The sequence below is a fragment of the Phocaeicola plebeius DSM 17135 genome (assembly GCF_000187895.1).
Lineage (GTDB): Bacteria > Bacteroidota > Bacteroidia > Bacteroidales > Bacteroidaceae > Phocaeicola > Phocaeicola plebeius.
The window spans coordinates 47,610-68,821 of the sequence record NZ_DS990122.1 but is presented as its reverse complement, the minus strand read 5'-3'; the positions used below and the strand labels follow the sequence as shown (position 1 = coordinate 68,821).

The window sequence follows — 21,212 nt, the reverse complement described above, 5'->3', positions numbered from 1 at the left end:
TATGGCTGAGAAAAAACAAGCAACAGACTTATTAAAGGGAGAGGATAGTTCTTTTAATATTGGAGAAATTCTCCATATGTTTTTATCTAATTGGTATTGGTTTTTGGTATCTGTAATTCTATGCCTGTTTTTTGGATGGTATACATTACAAAAGGCAATTCCTACATATAAGCGTATGGCTACTGTTCTGATAAAAGATAATAGCAGTGGCAGTATGTCTGAATCTGCGGTTTTTGAGGATATTGCTACAGTTCGTGCAGAACGGAATGTCAGCAATGAAATGCTTGTGTTTAAATCAAATCGTTTAATGCAGATTGTAGCACGTCGGTTACATTTGGATGTTAATTATCTAATAGAAGAAGGGCTACATATGAAAGAATTGTATACGCAGGCTCCTATATCTGTTCGTTTTTTTGATGTAGATGAAGCTGAAACTTTATCTTTAACAGTATTACCTCATTCTGAAAAGGAGGTTACAATTACTGATATTATTACTTCTTCAGGGGAATCTGTTAATAAAAGTTTCTATATTCCATTAAATGATACAGTTTCTACACCTATTGGAAGAATATTAATTTCTCCTACTTTGTATTATGGAAAGGGAGAATTTTCACCACTAATAGTACGTAAAGTAAATTTGAAGAGTATTGCTAATAGTTTTGCAGCGCGATTAACAATAGCGCAAGCTTTAGCTGGTTCTACAATGTTAAACCTTTCGATCATAGATTCTTCTGTTGCACGTGCTGATGATGTGTTGAATACTTTGATTGCAGTATATAATGAAGACTTGATAAATGATAAGAATCAGATAGCAATTAATACGTCTAATTTTATTTCTGAACGCTTAAATATTATTGAAAAGGAACTTGGAAATGTAGATTCTAATATTGAGACATTTAAGCGTCAGAATCGGTTGACTGATGTTAATTCTGAAGCTAGTATGTATTTAGCTAGTTCTAGTAGTTATCAACAAGAAGGAGTTGGCATTGAGAATCAATTGACGTTAGCTAAATATATTAAAAGCTATCTTACTGATCCGAGTAAGAATTTTAATTTGATACCTACTAATACGGGAATCAGTGGAGCTGATGTTAATATTGAATCGTCCATTGCTACTTATAATGCAATGTTGTTGAAACGTGATAAATTAATAGATAGTAGCAGTGATAAGAATCCGGTAGTGGTTAATTTGAATAATTCTTTGAGCGCGCTAAAACAAACGATCATTCGCTCTATTGATAATACCATCGTTGCATTAAATGTGAAATTGAAGAATTTACAAGCACAGGAAGCTCGTACAGCTAGCCGTATTGCTGCGGTTCCTACTCATCAGAAATATATTCTTTCGGTAGAGCGTCAGCAGAAAATAAAAGAGGAATTGTATCTTTATTTGTTGAATAAGCGCGAGGAAAATGCTTTAGCACAGTCTATTACAGAAAGTAATGTTCGAACAATAGATCCAGCTTCGGGCAGTAATACTCCTATAGCTCCTGATAGAATGAGAATCTGGATGATTTCTTTTTTGATTGGTATAGGTATTCCAGCTGTATTTTTAATGCTATTAAAAATGACAGATACAAAAGTTCGTACAAAAAAAGATATAGAAAATAAACTTTCAATTCCATTTCTTGGGGAAATTCCTAAGTATCAGGGAAAGGATGATATTATAATTCATGAAAATGGAAGAGATTCTATTTCTGAGGCCTTTCGTATTATTCGTACCAATATGGATTTTATGAGAATGAAAAAAGATAATATGAAAGTTGTGACTTTCACTTCAATGATGCCTGGTGCGGGGAAAACTTTTGTTTCAATGAATTTGGCTTTGAGTTTTGCTTTGACTGATAAAAAAATTATTTTGATGGATTTGGATATACGTAAAGGTACTTTATCTGCACATTCGAAACGAAAAGAGTTAGGTGTGACTGATTATCTCTCAGGAAAAATTGCAGATTTGAATCAGATTATTGTAAAGGGGAAACTGCATGCTAATTTGGATATGATTTATGCGGGAGCAGTCCCTCCTAATCCAGCAGAATTGCTTTTAAGTGAGCGTCTTGATCAGATGATTGAAGAATTACGTACCCGATACGATTATATTATTGTAGATAATGTACCTGCAGGTATGATTGCTGATGCTGCTATTGTAAATCGTATAGCTGATTGGACACTTTATATTGTTCGTGCAGGGGTTCTTGATCGAAAACAGCTCCCAGATGTTGATGCTCTTTATAAAAGTGGTCAATTTACTAATATGGCTTTAATCTTGAATGGTGTTGATTTTAAACATGCTCATAAATATGGTTATGGCTATGGTTATGGTTATGGCTATGGTGATACGAAGACAAAACATAAGAAAAAATCATGAACATATTCGGGAGGTTATTTACTAGGAAATATTCAATTTCCGACGCTAGGATATTAGAAGGTATGACAGATGTGCATGCTCATTTACTTCCAGGTGTAGATGATGGGGTATCTGATATAGTCTCAGCCAAGAAAGCAATAGCTTATTTAGAGCAATTAGGCGTTTTGAGGATTTTTCTTACACCACATATTATGTCTGATTTGCGGAATAATACATCTGAATTCTTATCTGCATGCTTTAAGGATTTCTCCGATAGACTTTTTTCTTCTATTTCTGTTAGGTTGGGAGCGGAATATATGTTAGACGCTAGTTTTAGGAATCATTTAGAACGAGGTTTGTTGACGTATGACGGGCAACATGTTTTGTTGGAAACTTCGTATATAGCTCCTCCATTGGGGTTGAATGAACTGCTTAAAGAAGTGATGAAAAAAGGATATATTCCAATTATTGCTCATCCAGAACGATATGTTTATATGAATTTCTCTGATTATGATAAGTTGAAAGAAATGGGTTGTCTTTTTCAATTAAATTTGATGTCATTAGGAGGTTGTTATGGTGAACATGCATTGTATTTTTCAGCGTTACTTTTAGAAAAAGGTTTATATACGTATTTAGGATCAGATTTTCATTGTATATCTCCTTATAAAAAGATGTTAAACAGGAAAATCCTGACAAATAAACAAATAGAGATATTAAATGATTTGCTTTGTCATAACGAGATTCTTTGGAATTACGATACAATTAGATAATTATATATGCAGAATATATTTTTAAATATAGCAGGGCATTGGGGATTGCTGGAGATTCCTGAAATCGTATGTTTGTATACATATTTACCCAATTTCCGTTCTTTTCAGTTTAATGCATTGCCAGTTGGTGAAGAATTATTGTTTAGAGTAAAGTGTGAGAAAAATCCTAATCTCTTAATTAAAGAAATAGCGAGTTTTACTTTTGAACAGCAACGCCGTATAACTATACATCATATCGTTAATTCTTTAGATGATTTTTATGTTACTTTTCAATTTGTAAATCAGGAACGACAATATACGATGTGGGTTCGAGATGATTGGCAAACGTTTTCTGTTGATATTCCAGTGTGGGATGAATATGCTTATATAGCTTTGAATGAATTGCTCATGATTGTTTTTATTTATAGTTCAGCTAAGCGAGATACCATTTTTATTCATTCTTCAGCTATAAAGTATGGAAATGAAGCTGTTTCTTTTATTGGACACTCAGGAGTTGGGAAGAGTACTCATTCTCGTTTGTGGTTAACTTATATTGAAAGTAGTGAATTGTTGAATGATGACCAGCCGGCATTGCGTATTCACAAAGGGAAGGTTATGATTTATGGTACACCTTGGAGTGGCAAAACTCCTTGTTACAAAAATGAGTCAGCTGTGTTAAAAGCTTTTTTCTTTATGCAGCAGGCACTTGATAATAAGGCTATTCCGATGGAGCCAATGCAAGCATTTCAGCAATTACTTGCATCATGTTCAATGATTCAGGATGAGCGTGTATCATTTAATCGCATTATTAATACTTTAAGTAAAGTTGTGGCTTTAGTCCCCTCATTTACGTTACAAAATCGACCTGAAGAGGCTGCTGCATTACTATCTTTTAGAACTAGTTTGTTAACTCCTTTAAAATGAATGTATGAAGATATTAGTTACTGGTGCAGCTGGCTTTATTGGCTCACGGTTGATGTTTATGTTGGCATCGCGGAATTATGAGGTGGTAGGCATTGATAATATTAATGATTATTATGATGTACGCTTAAAATATGGGCGTTTAAAAGAATGTGGTTTTGAGTTTATAGAAGATGATTTGTCATGGGGAGTAGCTGTATTTAACAACCGTTTTCCTAATTGTAGATTTATTCGTATGTCTATAGATGACAAGTTTTCTATGGAGGTTCTTTTTCGGAAGGAGCAGTTTGATAAAGTTGTTAATTTGGCTGCACAAGCTGGGGTACGTTATTCTATTACTAATCCTTATGCTTACTTACAGAGCAATTTAACAGGTTTTTTAGTGTTGTTAGAATGTTGCCGTACTTACCATGTTAAGCACCTGATTTTTGCTTCTTCGAGCTCGGTGTATGGATTAAATAAAAAGGTTCCTTATTCTGAAAATGATCAGGTTGATACTCCTGTTAGCTTATATGCTGCCAGTAAGAAAGCAAATGAATTAATGGCACACAGTTATAGTAAACTATATGGAATATCAATGACAGGTTTACGATATTTTACAGTGTATGGTCCATGGGGAAGACCTGACATGGCTCCTATGCTTTTTGCTAAGGCTATTTTTGCGGGTCAACCAATAAACGTGTTTAATCAGGGAGATTTAATGCGAGATTTTACTTATATTGATGATATTGTTGAAGGAACTCTTCGTGTGGTAGAGCATACGCCTAATCTCAATATGGATGGTGTGTCCTATCGGATTTATAATATAGGATGCTCTTCTCCGATTAAGTTGATGGATTTTATTCAAACAATTGAACAAGCCATAGGAAAGACTGCTCAGAAGAATTTTCTGCCTATGCAACCAGGAGATGTATATCAGACTTACGCTGATACAAGTCGTTTAGAAAAAGAATTAAACTATAAACCTTGTGTTAGTTTGCATGAGGGCATTGCTCGTTTTATAAAGTGGTATCTTTCAGAAAAGAATCCTTTGAAATAATATTCTTGTAAGTTTTGGGTAAAGTGTAAGCATCCGATAAAGTTATAGTGTAGATTTATAAAGCAGCGAACTATTCTTATCAATAAGTATAAAGTTGGGACATTCATTAAATAGAATAAAATTATCCAACTAATTCATGTACAATGTGCTGTGAATTAGCGTAAGTATTAACTGAAGTACATATTTCAAATAGAAAAATCAGTCCTGATTCGGAGGCAAATCTGAATGAATCGTACCGACTCGGGACTGATAGCATCAAATTATATCAATTTGGAACAGAGTTGTTATGATTTCGCCCAGTTCCGTGGAAGAAGTTCTGTCATATCCTTTTTATCTCTTTTATAATACGGTATCTTCCTTAATACGTCCTCCATCCATATTCTATAATCAACTTCGGTAGACTTGCAGGTTCCGATTAGGGAATATATAGTGGCCGCTCTGTATGCCGATACATTGTTGCCACAGAACAGATTGTTTTTCCTTCCCAAAGCCAATGGCCTTATTGCATTCTCAATAAGATTGTTGTAATAAAGTTCCTGTGAACTGAACTCTCCCTGAATGCGTATCGTATCTCCTTTTGATGTACGATCTCTATGCTTTTGAATCTGGATAATGATTCTCCTTTAGGTTTATAACAGCTCTGATTGGCAAATGATGGGACAGGAATAAATATACCGCTTTATCTCAGTTTTATAACATCGCCTTTGGAAGTATTGTCGAAGGACTGTTCTGATACTGTTTCAAAAAGTGTGTCTTAAATAGGATAATAAAAAAGTCTACAGATTTTTTAGATTTGTAGCAGCAAGCCAATAAACTTAAAAAAAAGTAGACTTTATGAATTTTACAAAGGAACAACTTTCCGAGCTGATATGCAAATATTCGGAAAAAGAAAATGGCTTACATGATTTGATGGAAATAATGCATGAAAGCCTGATGGTATCAGAGTGCAGGGAATATCTTCATGAAGAGGGTGTTGCAGGAAACAAATGCAACGGCTACCGTCCCGGTCGTACATATGGCATGGACGTACATTGGCTTTCCGTATTCCACGTGACAGGTATGGTAACTTTCATCCCCGTATATTGGCCATACTCCGTGAACAGGAAGAAGAGTGTGAACAGCTTGCTGGGACCTTGTATACCAAAGGTCTGATTCAGGAGCAGGTCGGTGAAGTGTTCAGCGATATCTATGGCGAGCACTACAGCAAAGCCAGTATATCTCGGATGCTTGACTACTTGCACAAGGATGTCACGGACTGGCTGGAACGTTCTTGGGAAAGCTATTATCATGTGGTGTTCATTGACTGCGTCCACATAAAGGTACACCGCAAGCGCAGCGTTGATACAGAAGCCTTCTATGTCGTTTTGGACGTGAAGGAGGACAAGACCAGGGAGGTACTCGGTATCTTCAACAAATCGATAGAAAGTGCTTTGGGCCGGGGTGAGATGCTACATGACTTGTACGAGAGAGGTGTCGGTAAAATCGCTCTTGTATGTGCGGACGGTCTTAAGGGACTTGAAGATGTCATCAGTGAAGTGTTCTCTGGGGCTAAACTTCAAAGATGTACTGCCCACTTAAAGCGCAACATCTTGAGCGATGTCCGTAACGGGAACAAAGGAGATGTGGTAGAGGGTTTGAGGCATATTTCCCGGACAGGGAACAGAAACTATACAGTAAACAGGCCTGGAGTGAATGGCAGCAATTCTGTGTCCAATAGGGCTGGTATTACAGAAGTATCAGGAAATGTGGTGAGGATGCTTCTTACAAGGCGTATTTCACTTACTTGAACTATGACCACCGCATCCAATCTATGATATATACTACGAACTGGATAGAACGGCTACAGAAGGACTTCCGGCGAGCTACGAGGATGCGTGGCGCAATGCCCAACGAGGAGTCTGTCATTCTATTTATGGGAAGAGTGCCATGGACAAGAAGTCTTATCTAAGACAGGTTCCAAGAATTGATCTTGACAAGAATCTGTTTCCAGACGAATAAAAATAATCATCGGCAGGCATACCTGCCGATGATGTATCAAATAAAGTGATATCTTTGCAAAACTAAAAGATCTGAAGATTTATTTCAGACACACTGAATGAAACACTACTTGAATGTCTCTAAAATATAGGAAAGTCTCTTTTTGTATTGAATGACAATTGGAGACTTTTTGTTTTAATGTTTTTTTTGTAATAATGTAATTGAGTCAATAACTCTTTGTATATCTTCATCTGAAAGTGATGATCCAGAGGGTAAACATAAGCCAATTTGGAAGAGGTGTTCTGATACCCCATTTACGTAAGCTGGTGCATTGGTAAAAATAGGCTGAAGATGCATGGGCTTCCATAAAGGACGAGTCTCAATATTTTCTTCTGCTAGATGTAAACGAATATCTTCACAAGTATATCCAGCTATTTTTGAATCCACTAAAATACAAGTCAACCAAAAATTGGATTTTACGTTTACAGATGGATTCTGCATGACTTTTATTCCTGGGATTGTTCTCAGACCTTCACTATAGAGAGCATGAATTTCCCGACGACGTGCGATATGTTTATCAAGAACAGTCATTTGGCCTCGTCCGATTCCTGCGCAAATATTACTCATGCGGTAGTTATATCCGATGTGCTCATGCTGGTAGTAGGGAAAATTTTCTCGAGCTTGGGTGGCAAAGAATTTTGTACGCTTCGCTTCTTCTTCTGTTCTACAGATTAAGGCTCCTCCTCCGGAAGTTGTAATTATCTTGTTCCCGTTAAAAGAAAGTGCCCCGAATTCTCCAAAGGTACCACATTTTTGTCCGTAATATTCTGATCCTAAAGCTTCTGCAGCATCTTCCAATAGTGGAATCTGATAGCGGGTAGCAATTTTATGGATTTCGTTCATCTTGGCTGGCATACCATATAGATGAACTGGAATGATTGCTTTGGGGAGTTTACCGGTCTTTTTTAAACGGTCCTTAATTGTTTCCTCAAGAAGCTCTGGATCCATATTCCATGTATCTGTCTCGCTGTCTACAAATATAGGAGTCGCCCCTTGATAAACGATTGGATTAGCAGAAGCAGAGAAGGTGAATGACTGACATATAACTTCATCACCTTGTCCTACTCCTAATAAAACCAGGCCTAGATGTAGTGCGGCAGTTCCAGCTGAAAGTGCTACTACGTGGCAATTCTGTCCTACGTAGTCAGCTAATTCTTTTTCGAATGCATCTACATTGGGTCCTAAAGGAACAACCCAGTTTGTGTCAAATGCTTCTTTAATAAAGTCCTGCTCACGTCCAGACATGTGAGCAAGCGAAAGCCAGATTCTTTTATTCATTTTCAAATTATTATGTATATTCTTTATATTCTGAAATGTGATTGCAAATGTAAAGATTTAAAATATTTTTTATACTATAATCTTGAGTAATTCCTTAAATGATTTGATTCGATGCATAGGTAGAAATTGTGTTCCTATTGTAAAATCTTGGCAATGAATGTTTCTTCCATCATCGAGTAAACAAATAGTATCCCATCCTAGGGTATTGGGAGTTACAAAATCTTTTTTCACATTATCTCCTACATAGCAATATTTTTTATTTGGATAATGTTGCATGAAATATCCGTAGTTACGCTTTGCCGGTTTTTCTGAACCGAACTCTTCTGAAATAATGATGTTTTTTTGGTTGATAAGGTTGTGTAGACCTAGGGCTTCAATCTTGTTTCTTTGAGTTGTTTTTCTACCGTCAGTCAGTAACCCTAATATACACCCTTCAGTCTGTAAAGTTTCTAATGTTGTTTTTATTTCTCTCATTAAAGATATTCTCGGTTTGTGTGTGCGATACATGTGTAGAAGTTCTTGTTTCTCAATTGTTAGTTCATAGTAATTTATAACTTCCTGAAAAACATCTTGTTTTTGTTGGTAACTTTTTATCATGAAAGATAATACTCCTTGTTTATTAAATTTAGCTTCGATGGTAGAAGCTATATCGCAATAAGCTGACTGTAGGAATTCAATTTCTTTGTATAGTGTGTCATCTAAATCGAAGACAACAATCCATTTATTCTTCATATATTACAACTTCACTATCATAACGTAACATTAGTGTGTTATCTAGCCAGTCTTCAAAATAATCTATGGTGTCTCCTTGTAGATACTCTTGAATAAGGTACTGCTGGAAATTTGCTTTTGCATGATAAGAGAGAGGATAACCTCCTCCAAAACGGGGATTTATTTCTATTCCTACTACATCGTTGTCACTTTCTCGGTAAAATAGCTGAATACAGATACAACCTATTACTCCTGGTAAATATCCCATTCGTTCTTTTAAATAGTTGACTAAATAATTTTTACGAGTAAAACCTTTATTGATTTCTCCAGCTCGTATCTCTAGTCGTTCGCGAGGGACAATACATTTTACCAGATGATCCTTTCCGTAATACATGTCTACAGTAAATTCTTTGTAAACATTTTTATCAATGTACTCCATAAAAATTAGCTTAGGATGCTCCATTATTTCTGGAGTTAGTTCTTCTTTGGAATGAATCACATATAAATCTTTACTAAGTGAACCATCATATGGTTTGGCAAAGAGTGGAAATACGGGATGATACTTGTCGCGCGGCTCGGGAATGCGGATATGCAGACGGTTCATCAGGTTAATTGTGCAACGTTTATCTCGGCAAGATGCTACAAAATCAAGATCAGAAACGATAGTAGTAATACCGTGGGTAGCAAGCATTTTTTTGTGAGAGGCTAGTACAAGTAGCTCTGTATCAATTGTTGGTATAATAAGAGCTATCTGATGTTTTTCACAGATTTGTATTAGTTCATTGATATAATTGGCATCAGTTACACGTGGTACGGCAAAACAACCGTCGGAAACTATTCCGGCAGGTGCCATACTAGGGTTCATATCTGTTGTGTATACTTTGGAGTCAGGAAAAATGGATTTCAGTTCTTTTTGGAACATGCGCACAAGCGTGACTCGTTTGCCTGCAGACGTAATAATGATATTTGTATTTTTCATTTTTATGTTAATTATGTCCATTAAAAAATTCCATAGTGGCTTGACCCTCTTGAGAAATTCCTTCGCGTATAAAAACTTTCTTAATAGTTAAGATGAGAATTTTTAGATCTAACCAGAAAGAACAATGGTCTACATACCATACATCCAACTCAAATTTACGTTCCCAGCTAATTGTGTTTCGACCGTTTACTTGTGCCCATCCGGTAATTCCTGGCCGTACTTCATGCCGTCGGGCTTGTTCTTTGCTATATAGTGGCAGGTACTGAGGTAATAAAGGGCGTGGCCCAATTAATGCCATATCTCCTTTCAAAACATTGATGAGTTGAGGTAATTCATCAATCGATGTGGAGCGTACAAATTTCCCGACTTTGGTCAGACGAACTGCATCAGGAAGAAGATTCCCTTGTGCATCGCGTTCGTCGGTCATAGTCTTGAACTTGATGACTTTAAAAATTTTACCATTTTTCCCTGGTCGATCTTGTGTGAAGAAAACTCCAGCACCTTTATTTGCTAAATATAACCATATTGCTACAAGTATAATTATGATTCCTATTGTAAGTAAGGTTGCTAGAGCAATTGTAAAGTCCAATAATCTTTTTATGCAATGTTTGTACATAAAATTATATAGTTTAAAGCTTGATTTTTGAATAATTGTATATTTATTTTTATCAATAGTTGTTTTAGTCTTAAAAAGATTAACGCTGTAAAGCTACTAAAAAAATAAATACATAGATTCTATTGCGTTAATATCTGTTTGTACTGAGTCAATAATGCATCCCACACTAAATGTTGGTCATAGCGTGCGGCAACTAATTCTCGAGCTTGTGAAGCCATGTGCATGACATCTTCTGGATGGGATAAGAAGTATTCCATGGAGGAATAAAGAGCAGTTTTATTTCTTGGAGGAATGATTATTCCATTTTTATGGGGTATAATAATTTCATTGCAACCATTGATGTCAGTCACGATAGAAGGTAACCCCATTGCTCCAGCTTGAAGTATAACGTTAGGAAATCCTTCTCTATAACTTGGAAAAACGAGTGCATCGGAAGCTGCCAGAAAAGGGCGGACATCAGGCTGGAAGTCCATAAAGCGAATTGCCGGATGATGAAAAATCATATATTCTGCATCGGGAGTTATCGGATCAAGTTTTTGTTCGAAAGGACCTACTAAAAGTAGCTGAATATGAGGGTATTGTTGATATAAATGTTGAAAGGCATATATTAATTCATTGATACCTTTGTCGCGTACTATCCTTCCTATAAAGCAAAAAGTGAAGCACCCAGTTTGACGATATTTTTGGGCTTCCTGTAATATGTCTGGTGTTCGATTGTAGTAACTCATGTCAATGCCACTTACATTACCATTAGCAAGTATGTATAGAGGCTTGCGGGTAATATGATAATTTTGTAAATCTTGTTTTACACCTTCACCTTCTGGATTGATGTGGGTGGCACATGCGCAAGTGAGTTTATCCGTCAGTATTAATAATTTCTGCATTTTCCCACTTGCTGTAGGGAAGATGAGCCCGGTGAATGTATGCATACGTACAGGTATCCGAGTAATCCATGCAGCGAGCATGGAAAGCAAGCCTGCCTTGGGAGTAATGGAATGTACCATTTCAGGACGCTCACGTAGAAAAAGAATTATCAGTCTGATTAGAGAGAAAAGGTCTTTTAGTAAAGAAATACGTCGCTCCATGGGGATTGCAATCGTACGTACCCCTTCTCTTTGTCTGACTGTGTCTAAAGCTTTTCCTGGTGAAGATACTGCTATTACTTCATAATGTTCATTTAGCATCTTCAATTGTCCTTTTAGCAGACTTTCCAAGGAAATGGGAACAGTAGAGATGCGTATGATTTTCTTTTTTATCATGTTATTTTCTTCTTTTTTGTTGAGTTTCATTGTAAAATAGGGTCATCCATTTTTGGACAATTAATGAAATATCAAAATCATAGGTACGTTTTAATGCTGCTTGGCCCATACGATTACGCAGCTCTTCATTTTGGACTAGTTCTAGAATGCGAGCTGCTAGAGCCTGTTCGTCTTGATTAGGGACAAGGAATCCATTCTTGCCGTGGTCTATGATATCTTGTGGACCGTATGGGAAACGATAAGAGATGACTGGTAGTCCCATAGCCATTGCTTCTAAGATTACTAATGCAAAACCTTCATACAGTGAGGATATTATGCTGATAGAGGATTCTTTTAGTTCCTTATTAACTTCACTGGAAAAACCTTTTAGTGTAACAGAATCTTTTAAATGTAATTGATAAATTTCATTCTGTAACTTTTCTCTCTCTGGGCCTTCACCTACGATGTTTAAATGCCAATCTGGGATTTGTGTGGCAATTAAGGCCCATGCCCGGATGAGAGATGTAAAGTTCTTTTGGGGAGATAGTCTGCCTACTGCAATGACATTTTTATTCTGTCTCTTTTCATAATGTTCCAGTCTCCCTGTTGTTAAAGGATTATGTATGGCCGTAAATTTCTTGTTGTGAGCGAAATTAACATTTTTATCTTCTTCTGTTAGTAGGATGACTTTGTCATAACCGTGAGTGTTGATATGAAAATCTAGGAATTGTAAGAGTTTTCCTATCCATTTTGTTTGATAGGTAAACTCACGGTAGTTGGAGTTAAAATGTATTTCTCTAATTTTAATCGCTTTTGTATGTAGGAATGGTAGAATGTATTTTTCGCTTTGTCCTACGGATATAATCACATCTGGTTTTATTTGATTGATGGTCTTTTGTAATAGCTTCCAGTGCTTAAATATTTTCACATTAGAAATCAAGCTTTGAAATTTTGACTTATAATCATCTGCGTAATAGTTAATGGGCAGATGAATGAGTGTAATCTTATCAGAAATTTCATGTATTAATTTATGGTACGGCCAGTTATCTGTGACAATAAGATAAACTTGATTTCCTGCTACTTCAGCTAAAGCATTAGCTTTAACTAAAGTGACACGCTGTATGCCCCCTAGTCCTCGAATGCTGTTTATACAATATATGATTTTCATTTTTGTTTATTATTTAGTTGGTGTTTCAGTTCGAGTAGTCTTATAAAAATATGATATGTAAATGGAATATAGTAGAAAACAAGCAAACTTATTTTGTGAAATATATTAATATGTGTATTTGATATGAATTCGTTAATCGTTTTGACTCTGAGCTCTTCTGCGGTTTTTACAGCATAATTATAGATTTCTGTGTTTCTTGCTCTATATTGAACGTTGACGGCTGTTTTATATAGTTTTTCTAGGCAATAGGCTCTATATTCTTTATGGTTTTTAGGAATTTGATTTAGGCAAAATAAGTATGAGTATGCCCGGTCAATAAAATTTTTATTTACTGATTGATGGGTAATGGAAGATGGCCTTTGTACCCAATAATACAGACACTGATCTAGAAAAATTGCTTTTTGGGTTTTTAAGAAGATTTTATTGTTAAATTCAGTATCTTCAGTAGCTATAGTAATAAATCTTGATGAGCCGATAAGGTTTCTTCTGTATAATTTGTTCCAAACTGCTTGAAAGTTACATTCCGGTAAAGAAATCTTTTTAGATGATACATTATACAATCCTTGCATTAGGTCTGAAGTCTCAAATATTATGGAGTTTATCATTTTAGGTTCTTTTTCGATATGGTGATTCCATGTTTGTGTATGTGCAATCATTGAAAAATCATAGTCTTCTTGTTGTAATGCTTCATAGAGAGTTGCTAACATTTTGGGATGGATATAGTCATCTCCATCAATGAATGAGATGTATTCTCCTGTAGCACATTCTAATCCTGCATTTCTTGCTTCCGAGAGACCTTTGTTGGATTGGTGAATTACTATGCATCTTGTATCTCTTTTCACATAGTAGTCACATATTTCTCCAGACTTATCGGAGGAACCGTCATCTACTAATATGATTTCCAGGTTTTTATATGTTTGGTTGAGAATGCTTTCAATACATGCTGGTAAATACTCAGCGACATTGTAGATGGGAACTATAACACTAATCATTGTATTAAGATATTATTTTTTTTATACACAATAGTAATAAGATGAGTAAGTTGTTTATACGATGTTTGGTTGCGTAGAAAAACAACTTCCAGTGGAATGGAAAATATGAAAGACTAAGTATATGGTATGCTTCTGTATAATGTGGTTGTAGGATAATCTCATTAATTCTATGTTTTTTTTCTTGAAAGGAATGTGCAGAAAGACACTCGTTCAGCCCTAATCCAATGATGCTGAGCGCTATTCGATTAGATAAAGCTTGCTCTCCCTCCTTGTTTAGGATGGTGCTACCGATATAGTTAAACAATTGGTTCCATTGTTGAGGCAAGCTAGGCTTATATTGCTTGGTTTCTGCTTGGATGTTGAATTTTCGGTAATGGTAGAAAGGAGTGTTTAAATATACAGCTTTCTTTACATTCCGAAAAACCATACAGTTGTAGAGAGTATCTTCTGCTGTTCCAATAATTTTTAAATCAATAAATTTTATTTCATTGAGAACCTCTTTTCGATAAAGTTTTCCCCATATTGTACCTAATGAATCCAGCATTTCTGGGTGTGCTAGTTCTTTTCCTATTGGGCCAATCATTCTTCGTTGGAGTTCTTGACATTCTTCAGCATTAAAAGTGTAATTCTTGTCAAACAGCTGTTTCAGTAATGAGTGATTTAAAAATTCACGGATATAGGGAAAGAAACATACATCTGCATCTTTTATCGCATTTATACATTCTTCTAGAGTAGAGTTATCAAGCCAGTCATCTGCATCTACAAACATTACGTAGTCTCCCTTTGCTTGTGCTAGTGCAAAATTTCGAGTGTCTGATACCCCTGAGTTCTTTTTATTGAAGAACTTTAAACGTCTATCTTTTTGGGCGTATTCTTTTAGAATTTCTGCTGACTGATCTTGGCTACCATCGTTAACAGCTAATATTTCTAGGTAGGGATAGCTCTGTGCCAGCAAACTGTCAATACACATAGGTAAGAATTGCTCCACATTATATACTGGTACGATAATGGAGATAAGAGGATATTTCATAAGCTAGCTTTTTAAACGATTTATATAATATTGAGTTAACCACTCAGCATTTGCTTCAATGTCAAAACCGGCTTCGATAATTTCTTTTCTAGTATCTTTTCGTTCTAAAAGCAATGACTTTTCCATTTGCTCAACCCATATTTCTGGTTTGTCTTGCAAAGAGAGGGCAATATAGCTGGGCAAAATTCGGGCTTGCTTAGAAAATGTGTCAGATGTAATGCATGGTAATCCTGCAGCTTGTGCTTCTATTAAGGAGACAGGTAGCCCTTCGTAGAGGGAGGGAAATACGAATAAGTCGAGTGCCTTGTATAAGCTGCAAGTATCTGCTCTCATACCAAGGAACTGTACGGAATTGCTGATTCCTAGCCTATGGGTTTTAGCTTCTAATTTTTTTTTCTCCTCTCCGTCACCGATTAGGACTAAAATACTTTCAGGATATTTCTGATGGAAGAGCTGGAAAATATCTATCAGGAAAGATTGATTCTTAATCTGGATGAGTCGTCCGACGTGACCAATCACAATCTTTCCATTCCAGTTCATCTCTTGTTTTTTCTGTTCACTTTCGGTTTGGCTGTAAGCAAATGCAGCTGCATTAATGGCATTATTCATCATTACAAAACGATACTCGTTCTGTTTTCCGAATAACCATTCTCCGGCGGATTTACTGCAGACAAAGAAGTCAGTTGCGAGGTGGCGCATTTCTTTTGCCCAGACTTCACGAATCATTGATTTTCCTCTTTCCAGCCAATTCTCCATTTTAAAGTTAGGAGAACTATGTGCATGGCATATGCGTACAGGAATCTGATGTTTTATGGCTTCTTTGAATGCCCATACTCCCGATTCAGACATATGTGAATGTAATATTTGGAATTCTGTATGTGTGTGGAAAAACTCCTTTAATAGACGTTTATAAGTAAGTATATATTGAGGCTGAATAGGACACATTCGATAAATACGCCCTCCCATAGCTTCTATTTCGTCATCATATGCACCTTTTTCTTGACGGTGTACCATAAAGTCGAACTGTATCTTGCTTTTATCCAGCTGACGATAATAGTTCATCACCATTGTTTCTGCACCACCACGGTTCATGATGGTGAAAAGGTTTAAAACTCTAATAGGTTCACTCATATTTTAAACTTTTTATTCGTTTTTACTTTGTAGCGGGTTAGTCCATAAAGCAATAATCCTGGGAAGATAGCTAGTATGGTGAGAAAGGGGCTGGGAGATTCTTGAATAAACTTCCAGTTTTTAGTGCGGATAGAACTAGACACATAATGAATACAAGCTTCAAATTTTCGTTTCCAGGAAGGGGAAAGTTGCATGTCTACTTTTCGAATAAATGCAAATCCCCGTGGGTTATTCCAGTATTGTCTGTACATGTTCATGCTTGAACCGTCTTGCTGGTATTCTACTATAACTAATGGTTTGTTGATAGTTAATAAGGTATAGTCTTGGTCAATTAACTGGTATTTATATCCTAGACTGACATATTTTTCACCTTTGAAGATCGGATAATCTGGGTATTGGCGAATCACATCAGTTCGGTATACCATTTTTTTGTCTCCTTTTCCTCCTTGTGCATAAAATCCCCCTAAGGTGGTTTCTTTCATAGCTAGTGGAAATCTTGTTCCGATAATATCTCCTCCGTCAGCCTTATCAAGTCCGATGATACCAGCATATTTCTCAGAACCGTATTTTTTCCAGAAATTGACAATGATTTCAACTGCATTTTCAGGCATATAATCGTCGGAGTCAATGCAAGTGTTCAATTCTGTGTCAATGTGATGATATGCCGTGTTATGTGCTCCATGCATACCTTGGTTGGCTTGGTAAATGTATTGTATTGGAATTTTGTTTTCTTTTATCCAACCTTTAACTAATTCTTTTGTATTGTCAGAAGAACCGTCATCTATAATCAGCCAGCAAAAATCTTTGGAGGTTTGCTGGCAAAGACTTTTGTAAGTACGGCCAATTGTATGTGCTCGATTGTATGCTGGTGTAAATATTGTAAGTGTTGGTTTCATATTTGTATAGTTTCATTTAACATTTTCCCATTAACCACATGATGTAAGTAAACGTAACATTTCCGAAGAGTGCCATTCGTATTTTGTCGATACGTCCTGGTACATCCTCACATTTCAGAAAAGGATAGATTAATACAATACCATATAAGAACCAGGATAAGTAGGCAAATCGATTAGAATAATTCGCTCGAATCACCATTACCCAGAAACTATTTGCTAGAATGTAAGTATTCAGTATAAATTGATAGGTTTTATCTTCAAATCCTCGTTTAACAGTATAGTAGAAACCTACCAATATCGGTATACAGCTATACATCAGAAAATCCCATCGGAAACCCGTACTGGAAAATTGATCAGTTGTAGTTCCTGCAATATAACCGGTAAGGCGATCGTCTTCTACAATTCCCAATGATAAGAAGAAATTAGAAATAGGTCCACCGGCTATTACAGAAAGCACAATGGAGAATAGCCAAAAGTAGAAATAATTTTTACTGTTATTGTAAAACAAACAGACTATTGCAGAAAATAATGGGAGCATCATGGAGTTGTGTATATTTATGGAAATAAGAGCAATGAGGATTGCAATCCATTTTTTGTTTTCTAGAAAACTTAGAGCTAGCATCATAACTGCAGCAGCCATTCCATTACGTATTCCATTGGTTCCATATGAAAAGAATGAAAAAGCCCCTAATACTAAAAGAAATGCTAAATAACCTTGTTCCTTGAACATGCGTTGACAAGCCCATGCTGAGCATCCTACATAAACTGTTGCAACAAATGTAAAAAAATCTGTGACTGAAAGTCCAAATCTGGCAAAACCGTACATTAGGTAGTTGAATACATATTCTGTGCCAGGTTTGTAATATACATAGTTTTTCATTCTTGCAAAGTTTCTTGCATAGTTGGAGGTATCTCCGAAATAGGCTCCACTCAATTGTCTGTTTCCTAGAAACAGAATTAGGAAAATGGTGACTAGCAAGAATAAACCTTTGTCGGAACTGGACAGTCTGCCACATTTGATGCACACCAATAAGAGTATGAGGTGTAAAAAAAAAGGAAAATAAGATGCAGGTGCTATAAAGTCAAACATAGGCTAAATTATTATTTCATTTTAATCCCCAATAGGCGATGGTACCATTGCATAATTTTTTTCTTCCATGGATTTCTTGGAATCCATGTTTGTGAGAACCAATGGATTGTATATGTATTATAGGTTGAGTTAAGTTTTCCTGTTATATAATCATAGGGTGAAAAATGGTCTGTTGGGAATATTTCAAAGTCACCTGCTATTTGTCTCTTCCCATTTAATTTCAATGCATATTTTTGAGTAAGTAATGCAGTTAATTCTTCTACGTTAGTGGTTAAGTCTAAAGAACCATCTTGCTGCACAAAGCTTTTATGTTGATATGCTTTTAAGAATTGTGTTAATACAATATTCTCTTTCTCAGCTCCTATGATGTTGGTTGCAATCCATTGTGTTCCTTCAAAACCTAAAAAGCCTTTATAGGATAATAATTCATTTAAAGGGCGAATCACTTCTACATCTGTATCCATGTATATACCTCCTTCAGTACATAAAGCATGTACACGTGCAACGTCACTTACAAAAGCCCATTTTTTGTTTTGATAAGCTTCTTCTGTATAACGGCAAGAATGAATGTTGAAATTTGTTTCATTCCACTCTTTAATTTGATAATCAGGACAATATTTTTTCCATGAAGTGATGCAGCGTAAAACTTCTTTGGGTTTATCTTTTCCCCCAAACCAACAATAATGAATAATTTTTGGTATCATAAATTTTTCTTTTAAATAAGTTTGTAGAGTTTGTATACCTCTGATTCATTCCCATAATTAAATAATTGCATATTTTGTATCCATTGTGCTTGTTTTTCTTTATTTAATACAATATTGATCAATGCTTTTGCACATCCAGAAATGTCAAGTGGTACAATGGCTCCATCTATTCCATCTTTTAATTGACTGCGCGATGTGGCAAAGTTCGTAATAATAACTGGTTTATGCAAAATTTGAGCCTCTCTAACTGTCACTGCTTTTCCTTCATAGCGTGAAGGTTGGATATAAAAGTCACAATTTTTTATATATGGATAGGGGTTTGTCTTTTTTCCAAGCAGAATTACGTATTTTTCCATGTTAGCTTTTTGGATTTGGTTGCGTATGAGTGCTTCGTCACCTCCATATCCCACAATGAACCAGTAGGCATCTGTTCCTTGTGTACGTATTTCTTTTAGAATCCAAGGAACGTTGTCAAAGTTTTTGGCATCTGTAAATCTTCCTACTGAACAGAATTTGATGGCATTTGCAGGAACTTCCATTTCTTTGCTTACATTTTCCATATCGGCTTGCTGTCGAATGAAAGAAGGGGAAAGTATATTTTCAATCAATACAATCTTATTTTTCAGTGAAGGGAATACGCGCAGAAATGATTCTGTTACAGCCTCTGAGATGGAGGCAATGTAGTCATAACCCGACCAAACGGGAAGTTCGATGGCCGCATTTACCTGAATATAAGAATAATCTGTGTGAATCCATGCTATTTTTTTCTTAGCATTCACCTTCTTAAGTACAATGTTATGGGGAGTTAGGAAACTGATAGCCAAATCATACTCTCCATATTTTCTTAAGGATGGTAAAAAACGAGTTGTAGTATTAGCTACATATTGAAAAATGGATGCATCATTCTTTACAGGGTGATGTTTTCTATAGTGTGCGCATTTCCACTTGGCCCATAATCGTGCGCCTGCAATCAGCCAATGTCCTTCTTTTAGAATTTGTACAATTGGTTTCTCTAAAGATGCATATGTGGCAATTTCTGGGAGTAAATGTATTTTCTCAGGAATTAATGGCATAAACTCACCACGATGGCTATATAGAAATAAATCTACTTCGTAATGAGAGGTATCAAAGGCATTCAGCAATCCTAGAAGACTGCGTTCGGCACCCCCTATTTCCATATAATGAATTGCTATAAAGATTCTTTTTTTCTCTTCCATAATTAACTACTTCCTGAACATTTTTTGTTTTAATAACCTTAGTGTATTAAATAAATTCTTCCACAAAACAATTTGTCTATAGGACATTTGGGTGAATGCTCTCCAATATAAATATGTTTCAATTCCCATTGGTTGGTTCTCTTGGATATAGGAAAGACATTCACGCACTTCTTCTTTTTGCAATATTCGCAAAATATCCTTTTTCCGTTCAACATTAGAATAAGGGGCATTAGGATGAAATGCATTGTATAAAATGGAATTAGTTATTCCTGCATAGAAGCGTGAATAGGCGTATTGTTTGAAGCGTTCATCCTGAATTCCCCATTCTTTAGAAAATGTCATAAGATGTTGGAATATAGATAAGTAAATCTCATAACGGTCTGGGATAAATCGTGATCGAGTATTTCCTGTATCATAGATAAAGTAATGATATAAAATATCTGGTGAGAGATATACCCTTTGTAGTTTAGGGTAGAACTTCAGGTTAAACACCTCATCTTGCTGGATGCGCTGATTCTCAAAACGAAGATGGTGCGCTTCAATAAAAGAGCGGCGATAAAATTTATTCCATGCAAATCCATTTCCATAGCGTACTAACAAGAGCTTGTCCATGTAGATGCCTCGCAACTTCTCATTAGATTCGATTAGAGTTTCCTGAAATTGCAAAGAATCTGTGGTATGGAACTTTTCATCATATACATAGAACCCAAAAATAATCAAATCCAAGTTGTGTTTATCCATTAATTGTACGTTGCGTTCCACCAAGGTAAGTTCAATACGGTCATCTACATCGTAAAAGTAAATGAAATCTCCTGTAGCGTAATCAAGTCCCCAGTTGCGTGCACTGCCTAAACCTCCATTCTCTTTGCTGTAGATTTTTATCCTTGCATCATGGGCTGCGACTTTACGGCATTTCTCAACCGAGTCATCCGTAGAGCCATCATCGATGATAATAATTTCCAAGTTTGGATAAGTTTGGTTTAACAAGCAATCTAGTCCTGCAGGCAGAAAACGGCTGACATTGTATAGACAGGTAATGATACTTACTTTGTAGTTTTTCATCTTTTAA

The 21,212-nt window shown here is 35.9% G+C and carries 19 protein-coding genes and 1 pseudogene; 5 read left to right on the top strand and 15 right to left on the bottom strand.

All coding sequences use genetic code 11. From position 1 onward, the window contains the following. Position 1: 1 nt before the first annotated feature. The 4 genes from BACPLE_RS04380 to BACPLE_RS04365 all read left to right on the top strand — a co-directional run bounded on the left by BACPLE_RS04380 (position 2) and on the right by BACPLE_RS04365 (position 5,056). Positions 2 to 2,368 (top strand): GumC family protein, encoded by a 2,367-nt coding sequence (locus BACPLE_RS04380; protein ID WP_007559308.1) that lies wholly within the window; start codon positions 2 to 4, stop codon positions 2,366 to 2,368. Positions 2,369 to 2,430: 62 nt separating this feature from the next. Beyond that, positions 2,431 to 3,117: a tyrosine-protein phosphatase gene (locus BACPLE_RS04375; RefSeq protein WP_148374616.1), complete on the top strand. Its 687-nt coding sequence runs from the start codon at positions 2,431 to 2,433 to the stop codon at positions 3,115 to 3,117. Between the two features lie 6 nt (positions 3,118 to 3,123). Further along, the gene (locus tag BACPLE_RS18545; protein ID WP_007559304.1) at positions 3,124 to 4,020 is read left to right on the top strand and encodes a hypothetical protein; all 897 of its coding nucleotides are present in this window, start codon (positions 3,124 to 3,126) and stop codon (positions 4,018 to 4,020) included. Between the two features lie 4 nt (positions 4,021 to 4,024). Next, on the top strand, positions 4,025 to 5,056 hold the full coding sequence (locus tag BACPLE_RS04365; RefSeq protein WP_007559302.1) for an NAD-dependent epimerase/dehydratase family protein: 1,032 nt from the start codon (positions 4,025 to 4,027) through the stop codon (positions 5,054 to 5,056). Between the two features lie 284 nt (positions 5,057 to 5,340). On the opposite strand, the gene BACPLE_RS19265 is transcribed toward BACPLE_RS04365, so the two are convergent. Further along, complete coding sequence (locus tag BACPLE_RS19265; protein WP_262501088.1) at positions 5,341 to 5,571, bottom strand: transposase domain-containing protein; 231 nt, start codon at positions 5,569 to 5,571, stop codon at positions 5,341 to 5,343. A 319-nt stretch (positions 5,572 to 5,890) separates the two neighbouring features. Between BACPLE_RS19265 and BACPLE_RS04360 the strand changes: the two are divergent. Then, a pseudogene (locus BACPLE_RS04360) lies at positions 5,891 to 7,054 on the top strand (IS256 family transposase). A gap of 174 nt (positions 7,055 to 7,228) precedes the next feature. Here the strand turns inward: BACPLE_RS04360 and BACPLE_RS04355 are convergent. From BACPLE_RS04355 to BACPLE_RS04290, 14 genes are all read right to left on the bottom strand, one after another. Further along, the gene (locus BACPLE_RS04355; RefSeq protein ID WP_007559297.1) at positions 7,229 to 8,371 is read right to left on the bottom strand and encodes a DegT/DnrJ/EryC1/StrS family aminotransferase; all 1,143 of its coding nucleotides are present in this window, start codon (positions 8,369 to 8,371) and stop codon (positions 7,229 to 7,231) included. Between the two features lie 69 nt (positions 8,372 to 8,440). Continuing rightward, positions 8,441 to 9,103 (bottom strand): HAD family hydrolase, encoded by a 663-nt coding sequence (locus BACPLE_RS04350; RefSeq protein WP_007559296.1) that lies wholly within the window; start codon positions 9,101 to 9,103, stop codon positions 8,441 to 8,443. Then, positions 9,093 to 10,061 (bottom strand): ATP-grasp domain-containing protein, encoded by a 969-nt coding sequence (locus tag BACPLE_RS04345; protein WP_040312442.1) that lies wholly within the window; start codon positions 10,059 to 10,061, stop codon positions 9,093 to 9,095. The genes BACPLE_RS04350 and BACPLE_RS04345 overlap by 11 nt, the downstream gene beginning before the upstream one ends. 7 nt (positions 10,062 to 10,068) lie before the next feature. Next, entirely contained in the window at positions 10,069 to 10,677 is a 609-nt protein-coding gene (locus tag BACPLE_RS04340; protein WP_007559292.1) for a sugar transferase, read from the bottom strand. 119 nt (positions 10,678 to 10,796) lie between these two features. Beyond that, entirely contained in the window at positions 10,797 to 11,966 is a 1,170-nt protein-coding gene (locus tag BACPLE_RS04335; RefSeq protein WP_007559290.1) for a glycosyltransferase family 4 protein, read from the bottom strand. After that, a complete protein-coding gene (locus BACPLE_RS04330) occupies positions 11,938 to 13,083 on the bottom strand; it encodes a glycosyltransferase family 4 protein (protein WP_007559288.1) in 1,146 nt (381 codons plus the stop codon). The genes BACPLE_RS04335 and BACPLE_RS04330 overlap by 29 nt, the downstream gene beginning before the upstream one ends. Beyond that, a complete protein-coding gene (locus tag BACPLE_RS04325; protein WP_007559285.1) occupies positions 13,080 to 14,075 on the bottom strand; it encodes a glycosyltransferase family 2 protein in 996 nt (331 codons plus the stop codon). Before BACPLE_RS04325 ends, BACPLE_RS04330 begins: the two co-directional genes overlap by 4 nt. 4 nt (positions 14,076 to 14,079) lie before the next feature. Continuing rightward, a complete protein-coding gene (locus tag BACPLE_RS04320; RefSeq protein ID WP_007559283.1) occupies positions 14,080 to 15,105 on the bottom strand; it encodes a glycosyltransferase family 2 protein in 1,026 nt (341 codons plus the stop codon). Between the two features lie 3 nt (positions 15,106 to 15,108). Next, positions 15,109 to 16,236: a glycosyltransferase gene (locus BACPLE_RS04315; protein ID WP_007559281.1), complete on the bottom strand. Its 1,128-nt coding sequence runs from the start codon at positions 16,234 to 16,236 to the stop codon at positions 15,109 to 15,111. Then, positions 16,233 to 17,132 carry a glycosyltransferase family 2 protein gene (locus BACPLE_RS04310; protein WP_007559280.1) on the bottom strand — a complete coding sequence of 300 codons (900 nt, stop codon included), beginning with the start codon at positions 17,130 to 17,132 and terminating at the stop codon, positions 16,233 to 16,235. The genes BACPLE_RS04315 and BACPLE_RS04310 overlap by 4 nt, the downstream gene beginning before the upstream one ends. A 16-nt stretch (positions 17,133 to 17,148) precedes the next feature. Further along, on the bottom strand, positions 17,149 to 18,222 hold the full coding sequence (locus tag BACPLE_RS04305) for an EpsG family protein (protein WP_007559279.1): 1,074 nt from the start codon (positions 18,220 to 18,222) through the stop codon (positions 17,149 to 17,151). Positions 18,223 to 18,233: 11 nt separating this feature from the next. Continuing rightward, on the bottom strand, positions 18,234 to 18,926 hold the full coding sequence (locus BACPLE_RS04300) for a glycosyltransferase family 32 protein (protein ID WP_007559278.1): 693 nt from the start codon (positions 18,924 to 18,926) through the stop codon (positions 18,234 to 18,236). 11 nt (positions 18,927 to 18,937) lie between these two features. Continuing rightward, positions 18,938 to 20,143: a glycosyltransferase gene (locus BACPLE_RS04295; protein WP_007559277.1), complete on the bottom strand. Its 1,206-nt coding sequence runs from the start codon at positions 20,141 to 20,143 to the stop codon at positions 18,938 to 18,940. Positions 20,144 to 20,149: 6 nt separating this feature from the next. Beyond that, positions 20,150 to 21,205, bottom strand: coding sequence for a glycosyltransferase family 2 protein (locus tag BACPLE_RS04290; protein ID WP_007559276.1), 1,056 nt, complete (start codon positions 21,203 to 21,205; stop codon positions 20,150 to 20,152). Between the last annotated feature and the right edge of the window lie 7 nt (positions 21,206 to 21,212).